This window comes from Serratia sp. B501 (assembly GCF_051172315.1).
GTDB lineage: Bacteria > Pseudomonadota > Gammaproteobacteria > Enterobacterales > Enterobacteriaceae > Serratia > Serratia ureilytica.
Genome location: NZ_JBPIZB010000001.1, coordinates 693,109 through 709,101, shown reverse-complemented (window position 1 = coordinate 709,101; position 15,993 = coordinate 693,109). Strand labels below are relative to the sequence as shown.

At 59.3% G+C, this 15,993-nt stretch carries 15 protein-coding genes; 9 read left to right on the top strand and 6 right to left on the bottom strand.

Features of this window, described 5'->3' with window-relative positions; genetic code table 11:
- Positions 1-18: 18 nt before the first annotated feature.
- From ACSBQV_RS03605 to ACSBQV_RS03595, 3 genes are all read right to left on the bottom strand, one after another.
- On the bottom strand, positions 19-1,797 hold the full coding sequence (locus ACSBQV_RS03605; protein WP_099783095.1) for a bifunctional diguanylate cyclase/phosphodiesterase: 1,779 nt from the start codon (positions 1,795-1,797) through the stop codon (positions 19-21).
- A gap of 4 nt (positions 1,798-1,801) precedes the next feature.
- Positions 1,802-3,682 (bottom strand): diguanylate cyclase domain-containing protein, encoded by a 1,881-nt coding sequence (locus tag ACSBQV_RS03600; RefSeq protein WP_099783093.1) that lies wholly within the window; start codon positions 3,680-3,682, stop codon positions 1,802-1,804.
- 196 nt (positions 3,683-3,878) lie between these two features.
- Positions 3,879-4,286 (bottom strand): MerR family transcriptional regulator, encoded by a 408-nt coding sequence (locus ACSBQV_RS03595; RefSeq protein WP_089194745.1) that lies wholly within the window; start codon positions 4,284-4,286, stop codon positions 3,879-3,881.
- Between the two features lie 70 nt (positions 4,287-4,356).
- On the opposite strand from ACSBQV_RS03595, the gene ACSBQV_RS03590 reads away from it, so the two are divergent.
- The 3 genes from ACSBQV_RS03590 to ACSBQV_RS03580 all read left to right on the top strand — a co-directional run bounded on the left by ACSBQV_RS03590 (position 4,357) and on the right by ACSBQV_RS03580 (position 8,953).
- Positions 4,357-5,577, top strand: a complete 1,221-nt coding sequence (locus tag ACSBQV_RS03590) for an NADH:flavin oxidoreductase/NADH oxidase family protein (protein ID WP_099783091.1) — start codon at positions 4,357-4,359, stop codon at positions 5,575-5,577.
- Positions 5,578-6,082: 505 nt separating this feature from the next.
- Positions 6,083-7,465 carry a diaminobutyrate--2-oxoglutarate transaminase gene (locus ACSBQV_RS03585; RefSeq protein ID WP_071845182.1) on the top strand — a complete coding sequence of 461 codons (1,383 nt, stop codon included), beginning with the start codon at positions 6,083-6,085 and terminating at the stop codon, positions 7,463-7,465.
- A gap of 18 nt (positions 7,466-7,483) precedes the next feature.
- On the top strand, positions 7,484-8,953 hold the full coding sequence (locus ACSBQV_RS03580) for a pyridoxal phosphate-dependent decarboxylase family protein (protein WP_042785705.1): 1,470 nt from the start codon (positions 7,484-7,486) through the stop codon (positions 8,951-8,953).
- Between the two features lie 77 nt (positions 8,954-9,030).
- Here ACSBQV_RS03580 and ACSBQV_RS03575 read toward each other — a convergent pair whose 3' ends face one another.
- A complete protein-coding gene (locus ACSBQV_RS03575) occupies positions 9,031-9,558 on the bottom strand; it encodes a carboxymuconolactone decarboxylase family protein (RefSeq protein WP_099783087.1) in 528 nt (175 codons plus the stop codon).
- 3 nt (positions 9,559-9,561) lie between these two features.
- Positions 9,562-10,350, bottom strand: a complete 789-nt coding sequence (locus tag ACSBQV_RS03570) for a cyclase family protein (protein ID WP_033643068.1) — start codon at positions 10,348-10,350, stop codon at positions 9,562-9,564.
- A 126-nt stretch (positions 10,351-10,476) separates the two neighbouring features.
- On the opposite strand from ACSBQV_RS03570, the gene ACSBQV_RS03565 reads away from it, so the two are divergent.
- Together ACSBQV_RS03565 and ACSBQV_RS03560 are read left to right on the top strand one after the other, a co-directional pair.
- A complete protein-coding gene (locus ACSBQV_RS03565) occupies positions 10,477-11,283 on the top strand; it encodes an AraC family transcriptional regulator (protein ID WP_099783085.1) in 807 nt (268 codons plus the stop codon).
- A 67-nt stretch (positions 11,284-11,350) separates the two neighbouring features.
- Positions 11,351-12,256 (top strand): LysR family transcriptional regulator, encoded by a 906-nt coding sequence (locus tag ACSBQV_RS03560; RefSeq protein ID WP_197774916.1) that lies wholly within the window; start codon positions 11,351-11,353, stop codon positions 12,254-12,256.
- Positions 12,257-12,296: 40 nt separating this feature from the next.
- Here the strand turns inward: ACSBQV_RS03560 and ACSBQV_RS03555 are convergent, their stop codons facing one another.
- Positions 12,297-12,938: a TetR family transcriptional regulator gene (locus ACSBQV_RS03555; protein WP_099783081.1), complete on the bottom strand. Its 642-nt coding sequence runs from the start codon at positions 12,936-12,938 to the stop codon at positions 12,297-12,299.
- A gap of 94 nt (positions 12,939-13,032) precedes the next feature.
- On the opposite strand from ACSBQV_RS03555, the gene ACSBQV_RS03550 reads away from it, so the two are divergent.
- From ACSBQV_RS03550 to pqqB, 4 genes are all read left to right on the top strand, one after another.
- Positions 13,033-13,695 carry an O-methyltransferase gene (locus ACSBQV_RS03550; RefSeq protein ID WP_033650409.1) on the top strand — a complete coding sequence of 221 codons (663 nt, stop codon included), beginning with the start codon at positions 13,033-13,035 and terminating at the stop codon, positions 13,693-13,695.
- 81 nt (positions 13,696-13,776) lie between these two features.
- Positions 13,777-14,826: a dipeptidase gene (locus ACSBQV_RS03545; protein WP_099783079.1), complete on the top strand. Its 1,050-nt coding sequence runs from the start codon at positions 13,777-13,779 to the stop codon at positions 14,824-14,826.
- A gap of 117 nt (positions 14,827-14,943) precedes the next feature.
- Positions 14,944-15,021 carry a pyrroloquinoline quinone precursor peptide PqqA gene (pqqA, locus tag ACSBQV_RS03540; protein ID WP_004937827.1) on the top strand — a complete coding sequence of 26 codons (78 nt, stop codon included), beginning with the start codon at positions 14,944-14,946 and terminating at the stop codon, positions 15,019-15,021.
- A gap of 58 nt (positions 15,022-15,079) precedes the next feature.
- Positions 15,080-15,991 (top strand): pyrroloquinoline quinone biosynthesis protein PqqB, encoded by a 912-nt coding sequence (gene pqqB, locus ACSBQV_RS03535; RefSeq protein ID WP_033643061.1) that lies wholly within the window; start codon positions 15,080-15,082, stop codon positions 15,989-15,991.
- Positions 15,992-15,993 lie beyond the last annotated feature (2 nt).

The following is a 15,993-nucleotide window of genomic DNA, read 5'->3' as shown; positions in this document are numbered from 1 at the left end:
GCCATGAGCGGCGCTGCCTCAGGCATTTCGCCGCTGCTGCCCGTGAATGTCGACGAGCGCGCACAGCTTTTCCAACGTCACCGCCGGTGAAAAATAGAAGCCCTGTACGACATCGCACCGATACTCGGTCAGGTAGTGGAGCGACTCCAGGTCTTCCACCCCTTCCGCCAAGACTTCATAGTTGAGTTTATGCAGCATATCGATGATGCTTTGCACGATGATGCGGCTTTCCGCATCGCTCTTCAGCTTTCTTATCAGGGAGGCGTCCAGTTTGACGACGTCGGCGGGGATATGGCGCAGATAGTTTAAATTGCTGTAGCCGGCGCCGAAATCATCCAGCGCGATGCGATGCCCGTTGGCCTTGAGCGCATGCAGACAGGCCAACGCCGCGCTGCTTTCCTGAATGCGTTGCGACTCCAGGCACTCTATCTCAATGTCCCCCGCCTGCAGCCCGCGCCGGGTGATGGCTTCATTCAACCGCGCCGCAAAGTGCCGCTGGGCCAGATTGCCGGCCGTCACGTTGATCGAGATGGGAAACGCGATCCCCGTTTCACGCATCAACAACAACTGTTCAATCGACTGCGCGATGACAAACTCGGTCAACGGTTTGATCAGCGAGGTATTTTCCACCAGCGGAATGAACTCCCCCGTCGGGATCGCCCCCCAACGTTCATGCCGCCAACGCAGCAATGCTTCCGCGCCGACGATCCTGCCGCTCGCCAAATCAATCTGCGGTTGGTATTCCAAAAATAGCCCGCGATTATTTTCCTTCAGACTCTGCGCCAACTCATTAAAAATATTGAAATTATGCTTGCGCGCCGCATCCTTCGGCTCGCTATAGAGAGAGACGGCTCGCCCCTCGTCGATCGAATCATGCAGCGCGCTGGTCGCCTGGCGCAAAATCTCGGGAGGATCGGCATGCGGCGCGGAAAACAACGCATAACCGGCATTAAGCTCCAGGCGCAGCGGCACGCCGCCTCTCACTTCGTGATGCAAACGGTCGGCGCAACGCAACAGATCGCGCTTCGCCTGCGGCATGTGCTGCGCCTCGATAATGACGGCGAAACGTCCGGGCGCGATGCTGTACAGCATGCGCTCACTGAGAAACGTCTCTTTCAGGAAATGGCTGATATCCCCCAGCAGTAACTCTACCGTAGACAGGCCGAAGGAACGCGCCATCTCGTAGGCGTATTGGATATCTATCGTATCGAACAGCAATAACGCGTATTTGCCCGCGTCCGGTAAATTGCCGAGTTCACCCATCAGCCGCTGTCGATTGGGCAAGCGAGTGATGGCATCGACCAGGCCGATCTCACTCTGCGCTTCGATCAGCTCGCCGACGATGGTGGCCATGCTGCGCAGCAGTTCGACCTGACGGCGAGTCAGATGCTTTGGCTGCAAACCCACGAGGCAGAACGCGCCAATCGTATAGCCTTCGCGGGTGCACAGCGGGATGGCGGCGCAGTGGCGGATCGCCGCGGCGCCGTTGACCATGGGATCCGAGGCAAAGCGTTCATCCGCATGGGTGTCCGGACAAATCAACGCCTCGCCGCTCAGACGAACGAAATTGAACAAGGGGCTGACGAAATCGATCTCCTCGAACCCGACGTCAATGTGCTCGCGGATCCAAATCTTGCGCGTTCCGTGCAGGTAAATGAGGCAGCCCTCGGCCTGTAACAGCTTGCAGGTGATCGTCAGCACCTGATGGATCGCGTCGTCATGGCCGGCGCCCAACCCCGCCAGCGCATCGATGGCCGCCAGGCGCTCGTCTTCGTTCTTACTGAGATGTCGTAACATTGGCTCATAGCTCACAGATGGCGTAAGTGCCTTTGCCGGCGAATTTCGCCTGATACATCGCGCCGTCGGCGCTGGCCAGCAGCATTTCCGGCGTCACGTCCCCACTCGCAGAGATAGCGGCGCCAATGCTGGCGGACAGGCAGACCTTCTGCTGACCGATCTGCGAAATACCGGCCAGCTCCGCCAACACCTTTTCGCAAAACGCGCTGACCTCAGGCCGCGGCGCTGTCAGCGGCCACAGGATCACCGTGAACTCGTCGCCGGCCAGGCGCGAGACGCTGTGCCGTTCGTCGGCGCAAGCGCTGAGCAATTTGGCGAACGTCTTCAGGATCAGATCGCCGAAGTCATGGCCGTAACTGTCGTTCATGCCCTTAAAACCATCGAGATCGATGAACAACAGGGCCATCTGCCGCTGATGACAGCAGGCTTGCAACGTGCCCGACAACCGGCGCAGAAATGCGCGGCGGTTTGTCAACCCGGTCAGCATGTCGTGCGTGGCGTCATATTCCAATCGTTGCTGCAGCCGCTTCAACTCGGTGATATCCATGGAGAGAATGTAAAAGCCCTGAGCCTCGCACGGCACCAGCGTGGTATGGATCATCAGCAGCCCCTGCTGGGTCTGCAATTCGTTTTCGAAGCTGACCATTTCGCCCGCCAAAGCCCGCGCGATCATCGGCCGGGCCATCTGATACACGCTTTCCCCCATGAACTCGCGCACCGTCATGCCCTGTAGGCTGGCCTCTTCCAGACCAAACCAGGTCTTATAGGCGCTATTGGCGAACAGGTAGCGTTCATTGGCGTCGATCTGGCTGATTAACGCCGGCATATTGTCGGTAATGGCGCGCAGGCGTTCTTTTTCCGCACTGAGCTGAGATTCGGCGAGCACCCGGGTTTCTATCTCTTCGTTAAGCTGTTTGACCACCGCGTTAAGCTCATGCGTACGAATTTCGACGCGTTCTTCCAGCTCATGCTGCAAGGCATACAGGTCGGCCTCCGCCGCCTTGCGCTCGCTGATGTCGACGATGACCGAGATGAAATGATCCGGCTTGCCGTTCGGCAGCCGATTGAGCGCCACCGTCAGTTCCACCCATACGATCGTGCCATCGGCGCGGAAATAGCGTTTCTCCAGCGAGTAGGTGTCGATCTCGTTTCTCAGCAACTGCTGCAGTTTTTCCAGATCGATGTTGAGATCGAGCGGATAGGTAATGTCCTGAAAGGTGCGATCCATCAGCTCGCGCTCGGAGTATTGCAGCATTTCACAGATGCGCGGATTGACCCGCAGCCAATACCCCTGCAGCGAAACCAGCGCCATGCCCACCGCCGCCTGAGAGAAAGTCTGTTCGAATAACGCCTCCGTGCGCTGCAGATCGGATTTCAGGTTTTCGGTATAGACGTTGCGTTCGATGCTCTGCAGATACTCTTCCACCACCGCGGCGAAGTCACGCAGATCGGCCAGTTTATCTTGAGGAAACGGCTGCGGGTGACTGTCGATAATGCATAGCGTGCCGAGCGGCAACCCGTCGAGGGACAGCAGCTGTTGCCCGACGTAGAAGCCGATGCGCGGGCCACCGACCACCAGTGGGTTATCGAAAAAGCGCGGATCCTGCGCGGTATCGGGCACCACCATCGCTTCGCGTTGCAGAATGGCATGGCCGCAGAACGAGATGTTGCGCGGCGTTTCCCGGACATCCAGGCCATAGCGTGATAAAAACCATTGACGATCGCGGTCGATCAGTGACACCAGAGCAATGGTGACGCCGAAATATTTCGCAGCCAGCCGCGTGATGCGATCCAGCTTTTCTACTGAGTTCGAATCCAGCACGTTCAGCGAATCCAATACCGACAGGCGTTCGGCTTCGTTTTCGGGGAAGCATGGCTCGAGCATGTTGACTCCCATTGTGACACCCACGGCTCCGGTGCAGCCGGCCGGCGTGATTCCGTTCAGCCTATCCGTCGGTTAGCGGCAAATATCCTTGTCCATCATAGACTCACTCAGTATCAATCCGATTATGCATTCTCGCCAGCTGGAACAAGGCCTGTCGGCCGGCGTCGTCGCGGCGGCACAGGCCGGGCGCTCCCCGCTAAGCCTTGCAGGGCGGCAGTCCGCCGGCCAGCTTTTCATTTTTGACCTGGCACAACCCCGCCACGCCGGATTCCAACAGAATGCGCCGCGTCGCCATCAACGTCTCACGCTGCTCGTTCAGCGTCGCCATCATCCGCTCGATTTCCGCCAGCCGGCTGTCGACGCCTTGTATCAAACCATCCTGATAGGCGCTGCCCTGCAGCGCCAATACCCCGCGGATCGCCTGCAGCGAGAACCCCAGATTCTGGCCGATTTGGATCAGGTGCAGCCGCTCCAGCGCGCTTTCGCTATACACCCGATATCCGTTAACGCCGCGCACCGCTTTGGGCAGCAGACCCTGCTGTTCGTAGTAACGTATCGCCGAGGCGGCCATGCCGGCGCGCTCCGCCAACTCTCCGATTTTCATGCCCTATTGACCTTAAAGTTAACTTTAAACCTAGTATAGCGCCATTCCCCCTGCGACAGGAACGTACCCGATGTTTACCCCGCTGATTCTGCCCAACGGCAGCCGCTTACCCAACCGTTTGGCCAAAGCCGCGTTGGAAGAAAATCTGGCCGATGAAGGCCAACTGCCCGGCCCCGCGCTATGGCGTCTGTATCGCCACTGGGGTATCGGCGGCGCCGGCCTCATCATCACCGGCAACGTGATGATCGACGGACGCGCCATGACCGGCCCCGGCGGCGTGGTGCTGGAACAGGATACGCCGCTCGAGGCGTTCAAAACCTGGGCGGCGGCCTCGCGCCAGGAAGGCGCGCAGGTATGGATGCAGCTCAGCCACCCGGGCCGTCAGGTGATGGCCAACATGGGCGGCAACGCCTGGGCGCCCTCCGCCATCCCGATGGCGATGGGCAAGTACAGCAAGGCGTTCGCGCAGCCGGAGGCCATGAGCGAAGCGCAGATTGCCGAGGTGATCGCCCGCTTCGCCGCCAGCGCGCACGCCGCCGAAAAGGCCGGGTTTACCGGCGTGCAGATCCACGCGGCGCACGGCTACCTGATCTCCCAGTTTTTGTCGCCGTTGGCCAACCAGCGCAGCGATCGTTGGGGGGGCGAACTAACGAATCGCGCCCGTCTGCTGCTGGAGGTGGTGCGCGCGGTGCGCCAGCGTGTCTCGCCAGATTTTTGCGTGGCGGTGAAGCTCAATTCAGCCGATTTTCAGCGCGGCGGCTTTTCGCCGGACGAGGCCCGACAGGTGTTGTTGATGCTCAACGAACTGCCGGTTGATTTGGTGGAGTTGTCGGGCGGGAGTTATGAAAGCCCGGCGATGCAGGGGGAAGCCGCAGACGACAGCACCCTGGCGCGCGAAGCCTATTTTCTGACCTTCGCCCGCGATCTCGCCGCAGTAGCGCGCATGCCGGTGATGACCACCGGCGGCATCGCCCGCCCGTCGGTGGCACAACGGGTGCTGAACAGCGGCGTCGCGGTGGTCGGCATCGCCACCGCCATGGCGGAAATTCCCGATCTGCCGCGCCGCTGGCAAACCGGTGAAGCCCCTCATGCGCTGCCCGGACCGGTAAAATGGCGCGACAAAACGCTGACGCTGCTCGCCCGCATGGCGCTGATCAAGCGCCGCATGCACGCCCTGAGCCGCGATCGGACGCGCAACGTGCGTTATTCACCGCTGTGGTCGCTGCTCATCGATCGGTGGCGCACCCGCCGCACTCTGCGGCGCTATCATGCCTGGTTACGGCAACGTTAATGACCGCGGCGCCGGCAGACACGCCGGCGCCGCACAAAAATCCCGCTATTTTGATCGCGCTACGTAAAATCTGCAAGAAATCACCACCCTGGATACTGCGCTTTTAACGCTCGACTGCTTATATTCATCACAAATTTTGTGTATATAACCGCTATAGGACTTAAGGTGGTGAATAGATGAAAATAAGCCGCTATTTTCTATTTATGTTATTAATCGGAAATTCACCTTAATAATAAATGCATTAAAGAAGCAGCCAAAGGAAAGCAGAAAAGGATTTTTACGCAATGTTAAAGAAATGTTGTTTTTTGCCGGCAAAACCAACGGTCAACAAATCAACAACATATTGATGAGCCTAAGAAAAAACTAAACAATTCAAAACAAAATCGGCTATTGAGTCCCAGGCGAAAAAGCCATATATTGGTCGCGCTTTTCACAAGGCAGTTACTTTTCTAATTCATTAATTCAATCGTTGCGTCTTGAGACCTTCGGTTGTAGGAGAGATATGATGACGGATAAAGTCCGTATTGATACTTTAGTTGCAAACTCATTAAACGGAAACAATGAAACCTATTTGGCGCGTCAAGCCGAATTTGAGTCGAATGTTAGGAGTTATCCGCGCAAATTGCCGTTGGCAATTGCGAAAGCCCAGGGCGTTTGGATCACTGATGTTGAGAATAATCAATATCTTGATTGCCTGGCCGGGGCGGGAACGTTGGCTCTTGGACATAATCACCCCGACGTCCTGCAAAGCATCCAAAATGTCATTACCAGCGGCTTGCCGTTACATACTCTCGATCTCACGACCCCGTTGAAAGATCGTTTCTCCGACTACCTGCTCTCTCTGTTGCCGGGCGAAGGCAAAGGGTACTGCCTGCAGTTCTGCGGCCCGTCCGGCGCCGATGCGGTGGAAGCCGCGCTGAAGCTGGCGAAAAAACACACTGGCCGTTCCGGCGTGATCAGCTTCTCCGGCGGCTACCACGGCATGACCCACGGCGCGCTGTCGGTCACCGGCAACCTGTCGCCGAAAGCGGCCATCAACGGCATGATGCCGGAAGTGCAATTCATGCCTTATCCGCATGAATACCGCTGCCCGCTGGGCATCGGCGGCGAAGCCGGCGTCAAGGCGCTGACCTACTACTTCGATAATCTGATTAACGACGTGGAAAGCGGCGTGCGTAAACCGGCGGCGGTGATCCTGGAAGCCGTTCAGGGCGAAGGCGGGGTTAACCCGGCCCCGGCCGAGTGGCTGCAGCGCATTCGCAAAGTGACGCAGGAACACGGCATTCTGCTGATCATCGACGAAGTTCAGGCCGGTTTCGCCCGTACGGGCAAGCTGTTCGCCTTCGAACACGCCGGCATCGAGCCGGACATCATCGTGATGTCGAAAGCGGTCGGCGGCGGCTTGCCGCTCGCGGTGCTGGGCATCAAAAAAGAGTTCGACGCCTGGGAACCGGGCCACCACACCGGCACCTTCCGCGGCAACCAGCTGGCGATGGCCACCGGCCTGACCACCCTGCAGTACCTGAAGGAGCATAAGGTCGCCGACAAAGTGGCCGCTCAGGGCGAATGGCTCAAAGGCAAGCTGGCCGAGCTGCAGAAACGTTATCCGGTGATCGGCCACGTCCGCGGTCTGGGCCTGATGATCGGCATCGAGATCGTCAAGCCGAACGAAGCGCAGGATCACATGGGCTGCTACCCGGCCGATGGCGAGCTGTCCGCGCTGCTGCAGAAAAAATGCTTCGAATCCGGCTTGATCCTGGAGCGCGGCGGGCGCAATGGCTGTGTGCTGCGCCTGTTGCCTTCCCTGCTGATCACCAATGATGAGCTGGGTATTTTCCTGGATAAATTTGAGCAGGCGCTGTTGGCCGCCGGCGTCAAGCCAGTCTGATTGGAGCGAATGACCGCGATGTCCAAGTTAAACCCGATTCTGGCTTCCTCGGCGCACAGCGCCGAGGCTTACCGCCAGGCGATCGCACAGAGCAGTGAAGCCGTCGTGCAGTGGCTGCAACAGCCTGAGATGTATCAGGGCAAAAGCGTTGCCGAACTGCGCGAGCGCATCCAGCTCGACTTTACCCCGCAAGGCCTGGGCAACCAGGCGGCGATCGAGCGCGCCATCGAGTACTTTTTGAAAGACAGCCTGTCGGTGCACCACCCGCAGTGCGTGGCGCACCTGCACTGCCCGAGCCTGGTGATTAGCCAGGCCGCTGAAGTACTGATCAACGCCACCAACCAGAGCATGGACTCCTGGGATCAGAGCCCGTCGGCCACGCTGATCGAAATGAAGCTGATCGAGTGGCTGCGCGCCCAGGTCGGTTACCAGCCCGGCGACGCCGGGGTGTTCACCAGCGGCGGCACCCAGAGCAACCTGATGGGGCTGATGCTGGCGCGCGATGCATTCTTCGCGCGTCAGGGCCACTCCGTGCAGCAGGACGGTCTGGTGGGCGATCTGCGCAAGCTGAAAGTGTTCTGTTCTGAAAACGCCCACTTCTCGGTGCAGAAGAACATGGCGCTGATGGGCCTCGGCTACCAGTCCGTCACGCTGGTGAAAACCGATCGCTTCGCCCGCATGGACGTGAACGATCTGGCGGAAAAACTGGCGCAGGCCAAGGCTAACGGCGAGCAGGTGATGGCGATCGTCGCCACCGCCGGCACCACCGATGCCGGCGCGATCGACCCGCTGCGCGATATCGCGCGGCTGGCGGCGGAGCAGAAAATTTGGGTGCACGTGGATGCGGCCTGGGGCGGCGCGCTGCTGCTCTCCGAGCAGTACCGCGACTACCTGGACGGCCTGGAGCTGGTGGACTCCATCACCCTGGACTTCCATAAGCAGTTCTTCCAGACCATCAGCTGCGGCGCCTTCCTGCTGAAAGACGAGCGCCACTACGAGCTGATGCGCTATCAGGCGGCCTACCTGAACTCCGAATTCGACGAAGCGCAAGGCGTGCCGAACCTGGTCTCCAAATCGCTGCAGACCACCCGCCGCTTCGATGCGTTGAAGCTGTGGATGGGGCTGGAAGCGCTGGGGCAGAAGCAGTATGCCGAGATCATCGATCATGGCGTCTCGCTGGCGCAACAGGTGGCGCGTTACATCGCCGATCAGGAATCGCTGGAACTGGTGATGCAGCCGCAGCTGGCCAGCGTGCTGTTCCGCTACCGTCCGGCGCAGCTGGCGGCGAAAGGCGACGCGGCCGTCGCGCTGTTCAACCAGCGCATCGGTGACGCCTTGCTGGAGTCGGGCCGCGCCAACGTCGGCGTGACCGAGTTCGATGGCGTGACCTGCCTGAAGATGACGCTGCTGAACCCGATCGTGACGCTGGAAGACATCAAGCTGCTGCTGGCGCTGGTCGAGAAAACCGCGCAGCAGCTGCCGGCGTAACCCTCCGCCACTGCGCATTAAAAGCCGATAACCCCCAGGTTATCGGCTTTTTTATCGCGCTCACGCCGTGCACGCACTCAATCCGTAGACATGTTTTCCCACGACGTTGCTTGCTCGTCCAACTCGATTTCCAGAGTTTCCAAAAAACGCGCCGTCATCATGTAGTGCCCAATAATTAATGACAGCTCAGCAAGTTGAACCTCATCATAGTAATGTCTGACCGCGTTAAATGTTTCGGCAGAAACCTTCACCCGCTTCACGCATTCATCGACAAAATGCAAGATGGCCGTCCCTCTGGCATCGACGCCAACTCCCTGCTCTATTTTCTTGATATCGTCATCGTGCCACCCTGCAAGGATCGCCAGCGGATAGTGTTGCATACGCTCATAAGCGCTGTGGCTTAACGCGCCAACCCTTAATATGATCATTTCCCGATCTTTATCACACAGTCGCCCGGCCGGAAAAGAAGCTCCCAGGGACAGATATCCCTGCGCCGAGCGACTGGTTTTCAACAGACCCAGCGTAAGATTGGCGGGAAAACGGGCATATTGTTGCTGTTGCTCAGCCGTTAATTCACTCACTGCCGGCAGTTTTATTCTGGCCATCGCTTATTCTCCCGCTTGAGCTTCGATAATTGCAATCGGGCGCGCCCATCCGGCGGAAGCCTGATAAACCTTGACTGGCAGACTGATCACGCTAAATCCGCAGGGCGGCAGCAATTCAAGATTGCACAGCTTTTCAATCTGACAATAAGGATATTTACTGCCGGCATAGTGCCCTTCCCAAATAAGCGAAATATCGCCGCTTTGTTCAAATTTGGTGCGCGTATGGCTGAATGGCGCGTCCCAGCTCCAGGCATCGGTGCCAACCACTCTGACGCCGCGTTCAGTAAGATACAACGTCGCCTCACGGCCCATGCCGCAACCGCGATGAATGAAATCTTCACTACCGTAACGCCCACCGGCCGCCGTATTGACCAGAACAATATCGCCGACGGCGAGCGGATGATCTATTCTTGCTAATTCACTCTCAATATCACGTGCAGTGACCACATAACCGTCGGGAAAATGACGAAAATCCAATTTGACGCCAGGGCCGATACACCATTCCAGCGGTATTTCATCAATGGTTTTTGACGCAGAGCCGTCGTCCATATGCGAATGGTAGTGATACGGGGCGTCCATATGCGTCCCCGCGTGGGTGCTCATGCGGACGAACTCCACCGCCCAACCCTCCTGGCGTGGCAGCGCCAGGGGATCAAGACCGGGAAATGATTCCGCCAGTTGCAACGCTCCGTGCTTGTTATCAACATACTCGATTTCCGGCAGAAAACTTTCCGGATCGGAGGCGATCCCGCTCATCAGCGGCACCGAAAGATCAATGATTTTACCGTACATATTGTTACCTTTATCCAGGGGATGACCTGCCCAGAATAGGTTTTCCCCAAAGAATAGAAATGCCGATTATCAGACAACTTATTGTTATAATAGGAAGGCGCAGCCATTAGCGGACAGGAATGAGCGATGAAATCGTCAGAATTGACCGGCGAAGCCCCAATATCGATTTGGTTCAGAAATAAATCCTGGCCGGCAGGAACGCATTTCCCTTTACAGGCGTTGCCCTGGGGTAAACTGATGTATTCCATGAAAGGGTTGGTGGAAATAAAAATTGAGAACAATATTTATTTATCCACACCGGAATATGCCATTTGGCTCCCCGTTAATACCGAGCATGAATCCGTCGCAAAGAGTGCAATTAACTATGTCATTCTTCATGTTAGTCCCTCGCTATGCCAATCCTTACCGAGCAAACCGCAAACCCTACGGCTGAATAAGGTCGCCAAAGCGGTGTTGGCCGATTTTTCAGAAAGGCACATTGGCTATCCGCAAACGTCTCAGGACCAGACGTTGGTAACCGCGTTGCTTGAGCAGCTGGCGCTGTCGGAGCGTTTTGACAGCTACCTGCCACTCGGCAGCGACGACGTTATCAAGATCATGACGGAAAAGATGAGCGCCGCCCCGCACCATCTCAACACGCTGGCACAATGGTCGGGCATGCTGGGATTGAGCGAACGCACGCTGTCGCGGCGATTTCTCGCCGCCACCGGCATCTCCTTCAATGAATGGAAGCTGAGAAGCAAAACCCTGACGGCGATGACGCTGTTGCAGGAAGGGAGAGCCGTCAAATATGTCGCCTCTACCTTAGGGTATAACGATCCTTCGGCGTTTATCGCCATGTTCAGACGACAAACGGGCCAGTCCCCCTCCGGTTTTTTAGCGGTATGTTATGGCATACGGAAAACAGGCTCAGGCATAATGCATGGCGAGTGATACAGTATTCGCACGCACAAACTGCAGTAAACGCCTTCTCTTATTTCCGGCGCCACAGGATAAATGCATGACCGACCCTGATTTCAACCTGCTGACCGCGCTCGACGCGCTGCTGTCGACGGGCAGCGTAGCCGGCGCGGCGCGACGTCTCGGTTTAAGCGCCTCGGCGATGAGCCGCACCCTCAGCCGACTGCGCACGGCCACCGGCGATCCGCTGTTGGTGCGCGCCGGGCGTCATATGGTGCTGACGCCTTATGCCGAAACGCTGCGCGAGCGGGCGCGGCACGCGACGTTCGAAGCCCGCGCTGTGTTGCGTCCGGCGCAGGGAGCATTGGATCCCGCCGCGCTGGATCGTACCTTCACGCTGCGCGCCAATGACGGCTTCGTCGAGGCCTTCGGCCCGGCGCTGATCGCCGCCGCCGCCGAACAGGCGCCGCGGGTGCGGTTGCGCTTTGCGCCCAAGCCGGAGAAAAGCGACCGCCCCCTGCGTGAAGGTCTGGTCGATCTGGAGATCGGCGTGTTGGGTGACATGGGCCCGGAAATCCGCCTGCAGGCGCTGTTCCGCGATCGCTTCGTCGGCGTGATGAGAACCGCACACCCGCTGGCGCAACAACCGGAGATTGGCGTCGCCGACTACGCCGCCTGCGGCCACGTGGTGGCCTCGCGCAGCGGGCGCATCCTCGGGCCGGTAGACGCCGCGCTGGCGGAGCTGGGGCTGGCACGCCATATCGCCGCCGTGGTGCCGAGTTTTCCGGCCGCGCTGGCGGTAGCGCAAGCCTCAGACCTGCTGGCGCTGTTGCCCGCCTCCTTTGTGCATGCTCATCCGGACGACGGCCCGCTGCGCATGTTCGAGCTGCCGGTGAAAACGCCGCCCATTACCGTCTCGCAAATGTGGCACCCGCGCCTGGACGCTGAAGCGGAGCACCGCTGGCTGCGGCAGTTGGTGTTGGCCGTCTGCCGTCAACGGGCGTAGGCACCGCGCCCATCAAGTGACAATGTCACCAAACATTCCCTTACGGCACCGCTCGCCCGTTTAAATCGGCCAGATAAGCGCAAAACATGTCCGCCATCGCATCGGCATAAGCCACAATTTCCGCATCGCTGCGCGGCGTTTCGGAGAATTGCTTGCCCGCCGCCCCCAGCGTGCCGACGATCAGCTCGCCTGCCAACGTACGGACGCCTTCCGCCGCATCGGGCAACGCTTCGCCCATAAACACCTGCACGATGTCTTTGCCGGTGGCCTTCGCTGCCTGCGCCTCCGGCGCATCGCGGTACAACGGCGCCGCATCGTTCAGCGCCACGCGCATCTGCGCCTCTTCACATTCCGAACGGATAAATGTCTGCACCAGCAACCGCAAACGCTCGAACGGCGCAGTCTCTCGATCGGCCAGAATGCCGCTCAGCATGGCGGTGGTCTGCCGCCATTCGTCGCTTTGCAAACGGAACAGGATCGCCGCTTTGTTGGGAAAATACTGATAAAGCGAACCGATACTGACGCCGGCGCGTTCAGCCACTCTGGCGGTAGTGAAACGCGCGGCGCCCTCCTGCGCCAAAACCTGAATAGCGGCGGTCAAAATGGCGGAGACCAATTCGGCGGATCGCGCCTGTTGCGGTTGTTTTCTCGAGGAAATTTGCTTACTGCGGCGTTCAGTCATAGCGGGCGGCCAATGCGAATAGTGAAATGCGAATAGTTCGTCATATTATAGCGGCACGCGCTTTCGCGCTCACTTTTTCTACGGGAGTTTTGCCATGAGTACCCTGACCACCGCGCCGTTGGCACCGCTGCTAAGCACCCTGTTCCAGCAGGCCGCCGGCCGTTCACCGGCGCTCGCCGCCCTGTTCCGCGACGTGCCTGACGAAGAGCAAAATCGACTGATGCAGAGTAAAACCGACTATCGTGAACTCTATCATCGCCTGAAGGATTTCCCCCTGGCGGTGTCGCCGGAAACCGGCGCATTGCTGTACATGCTGGCGCGCGGTTGTCGGGCGCAAAACATCGTCGAATTCGGCACGTCGTTCGGTATTTCAACGCTGCACCTGGCCGCCGCGCTGCGCGACAACGGCGGCGGCCGGTTGATTACCTGCGAATTTGAACCGAGCAAAGCGGCGCAGGCGCGCCACAACCTGACCGAAGGCGGCGTCGTCGATCTGGTGGAGATCCGCGTGGGCGATGCCCTGGAAACGCTGCGCGACGATCTGCCGGCCACTGTCGACCTGCTGTTGCTGGACGGCGCCAAGGGGCTTTACCCCGATATCCTCGCGCTGCTGGAAAATCGTCTGCGCCCCGGCGCGCTGATCGTCGCCGACAACGCCGATTACAGCCCGGATTATCTGGCGCGCGTGCGTTCTCCGGCGTCGGGTTATCTCTCCACGCCGTTCGCGGATGATGTCGAGCTGTCGATACGCCTTTAACTCCCTCATCGCGCGGGGGTTGTTCCCCCTCGCGCGATCGTACAACATAGCGTGCATGATGCCTGACACAGTGAAACGCCCATGACGCTTCCCCCTCTTTGGCCGGTGTTCGACGGCCATAACGACCTGCTGCTCAACCTGTGGCTGCAGCACGATGACGATCCGGTCACCGCCTTTTATTCGCACGTCACGCCGGGCCACCTCGACTTTCCACGCATGCGGCGCGGCGGATTCTGCGGCGGGCTGTTCGCGGTGTTTATTCCTCCGGTCAGCTATATCGCCCAAATGCGTAATCAAACGCTGGAGGAAGCGCAGGCCGCGTTCGATCCGCTGGCGATAGCCGAACGGCAGATAGCCATCCTGCACCAGTTGGAACGTGCCTCTCAGGGGCAGTTGCGCCTCTGCCGCACGGCTACCGAGATAGAACAGTGCCGCCTCGACGGGCAAATCGCCGCGGTGCTGCATATCGAAGGTGCCGGCATGATCGACGCGGCGCTGACGCAGCTGGCGGCCTTCTATCGGCTGGGCGTGCGCAGCATCGGGCCGTTCTGGAATCTGCCGAACGCCTTCGGCACCGGCGTCAGCGGGCCGTTCCCCGGCTCACCCGATACCGGCCCCGGCCTGACGCCGGCCGGTGAAGCGCTGATCCGCGCCTGCAACCAGCGCCGCATCATGATTGACGTCTCACACATGAACGAGAAAACCTTCTGGCAAACCGCCGCGTTGAGCACCGCACCGCTGGTCGCCACCCATTCCAATGCCCACGCCCTCTGCCCGCAGCCGCGCAACCTGACCGACGCGCAGCTGGACGCTATCGCCCAGAGCGACGGTATGGTCGGCGTCAATTTCGGCACCGCCTTCCTGCGGGCTGACGGAAAACGTGACAGTGCAACGACCGGCTTAACAGAAATTGTTAAACACGTTGAGTATTTGATCGCTAAACTTGGTGAAGATCGCGTGGGATTTGGCTCTGATTTTGACGGGGTTAACGTACCGCAACCGTTGGAGGACGCCGCTGGCCTGCCGCGCCTGACGCAAGCGCTCAAGCAGGCGGGGTTTGACGACCGGCTGCTGGAGAAGCTGACCTGGCGCAACTGGCTGAACGTGCTCTCCGCCACCTGGGGTGAATAACCCGGTTACGCTTTAACGGTTGCGATCTCCGTCACATTTCGTCAACATTGAGCCAGCCGAATGCGAATTTTTCTCATTGGCTTCGAACTATCACGATGCATGCAAAGGAGCACCGCTATGACTACCTGGACCAAACCTGAGTTTGTTGACCTGCGTCTGGGGCTGGAAGTGACGCTGTACATTTCCAACCGTTAATCGCCTGTCTGCCCGCCTTTCGCGCGGGCATTTCTTTCCTTCTTTTTCTGGTTCAGACATGCAGATAAAAGTTCTCGGCTCGGCAGCGGGCGGCGGCTTTCCCCAGTGGAATTGCAACTGCGACAACTGCCGGGGCGTTCGCAGCCACAGCATCAACGCCACGCGCCGCACACAGTCTTCCATCGCCGTCAGCGACGACGGTAAAAACTGGGTGCTGTGCAACGTTTCCCCGGACATTTGCCACCAGCTGCTGGCCTCGCCCGAATTGAACAATCCCGACGTGCTGCGCGGCACCGGCATCGGCGCGATCGTGCTGACCGACAGCCAGATCGATCACAGCGCGGGCTTGCTCAATTTGCGTGAGGGCTGCCCGCATCAGGTCTGGTGCACCCCCGAAGTGCACGACGATCTCAGCACCGGTTTCCCGGTGTTTCCCATGCTCTCTCACTGGAACGGCGGGTTGATCCATCACCCGGTGACGCCCGGCGAACCGTTCCACACGGCGGTCTGCCCAAACGTGCGCTTCACCGCCATTCCGCTGCTCAGCAACGCGCCACCCTATTCGCCGTACCGCGATCGCCCGCTGCCGGGCCACAACGTGGCGCTGTTTATCGAAGATACCGCGCGCGGGGTCGGTCTGCTGTACGCGCCGGGCCTGGGTGAGCCGGACGAGGCTTTGATGCCCTGGCTGCGCCGGGCGGATTGCCTGCTGATCGACGGCACGCTCTGGCGCGACAACGAGCTGGCCAACGCCGGCGTGGGGCGCAATACCGGCAAAGACATGGGGCACCTGGCGCTGGCGGAAGAGCACGGGCTGGCTGCCCTGCTCAGCACCTTGCCCGCCAAACGCAAGATCTTGATCCATATTAACAATACCAACCCGATCCTCAATGAAGACTCCGCGGAACGGCAGAGCCTGAGCGCCGCCGGCATCGAAGTGAGCTGGGACGGCATGAATATCGAACTGTAGGG

Coding starts and splice junctions, on each gene's coding strand:
- pqqA (WP_004937827.1), top strand. CDS start 14,944: ATGACTACCTGGACCAAACCTGAGTTTGTTGACCTGCGTCTGGGGCTG.
- ACSBQV_RS03560 (WP_197774916.1), top strand. CDS start 11,351: ATGACCGACCCTGATTTCAACCTGCTGACCGCGCTCGACGCGCTGCTG.
- ACSBQV_RS03555 (WP_099783081.1), bottom strand. CDS start 12,938: ATGACTGAACGCCGCAGTAAGCAAATTTCCTCGAGAAAACAACCGCAA.
- ACSBQV_RS03550 (WP_033650409.1), top strand. CDS start 13,033: ATGAGTACCCTGACCACCGCGCCGTTGGCACCGCTGCTAAGCACCCTG.
- pqqB (WP_033643061.1), top strand. CDS start 15,080: ATGCAGATAAAAGTTCTCGGCTCGGCAGCGGGCGGCGGCTTTCCCCAG.
- ACSBQV_RS03580 (WP_042785705.1), top strand. CDS start 7,484: ATGTCCAAGTTAAACCCGATTCTGGCTTCCTCGGCGCACAGCGCCGAG.
- ACSBQV_RS03585 (WP_071845182.1), top strand. CDS start 6,083: ATGACGGATAAAGTCCGTATTGATACTTTAGTTGCAAACTCATTAAAC.
- ACSBQV_RS03565 (WP_099783085.1), top strand. CDS start 10,477: ATGAAATCGTCAGAATTGACCGGCGAAGCCCCAATATCGATTTGGTTC.
- ACSBQV_RS03600 (WP_099783093.1), bottom strand. CDS start 3,682: ATGCTCGAGCCATGCTTCCCCGAAAACGAAGCCGAACGCCTGTCGGTA.
- ACSBQV_RS03570 (WP_033643068.1), bottom strand. CDS start 10,350: ATGTACGGTAAAATCATTGATCTTTCGGTGCCGCTGATGAGCGGGATC.
- ACSBQV_RS03575 (WP_099783087.1), bottom strand. CDS start 9,558: ATGGCCAGAATAAAACTGCCGGCAGTGAGTGAATTAACGGCTGAGCAA.
- ACSBQV_RS03605 (WP_099783095.1), bottom strand. CDS start 1,797: ATGTTACGACATCTCAGTAAGAACGAAGACGAGCGCCTGGCGGCCATC.
- ACSBQV_RS03595 (WP_089194745.1), bottom strand. CDS start 4,286: ATGAAAATCGGAGAGTTGGCGGAGCGCGCCGGCATGGCCGCCTCGGCG.
- ACSBQV_RS03545 (WP_099783079.1), top strand. CDS start 13,777: ATGACGCTTCCCCCTCTTTGGCCGGTGTTCGACGGCCATAACGACCTG.
- ACSBQV_RS03590 (WP_099783091.1), top strand. CDS start 4,357: ATGTTTACCCCGCTGATTCTGCCCAACGGCAGCCGCTTACCCAACCGT.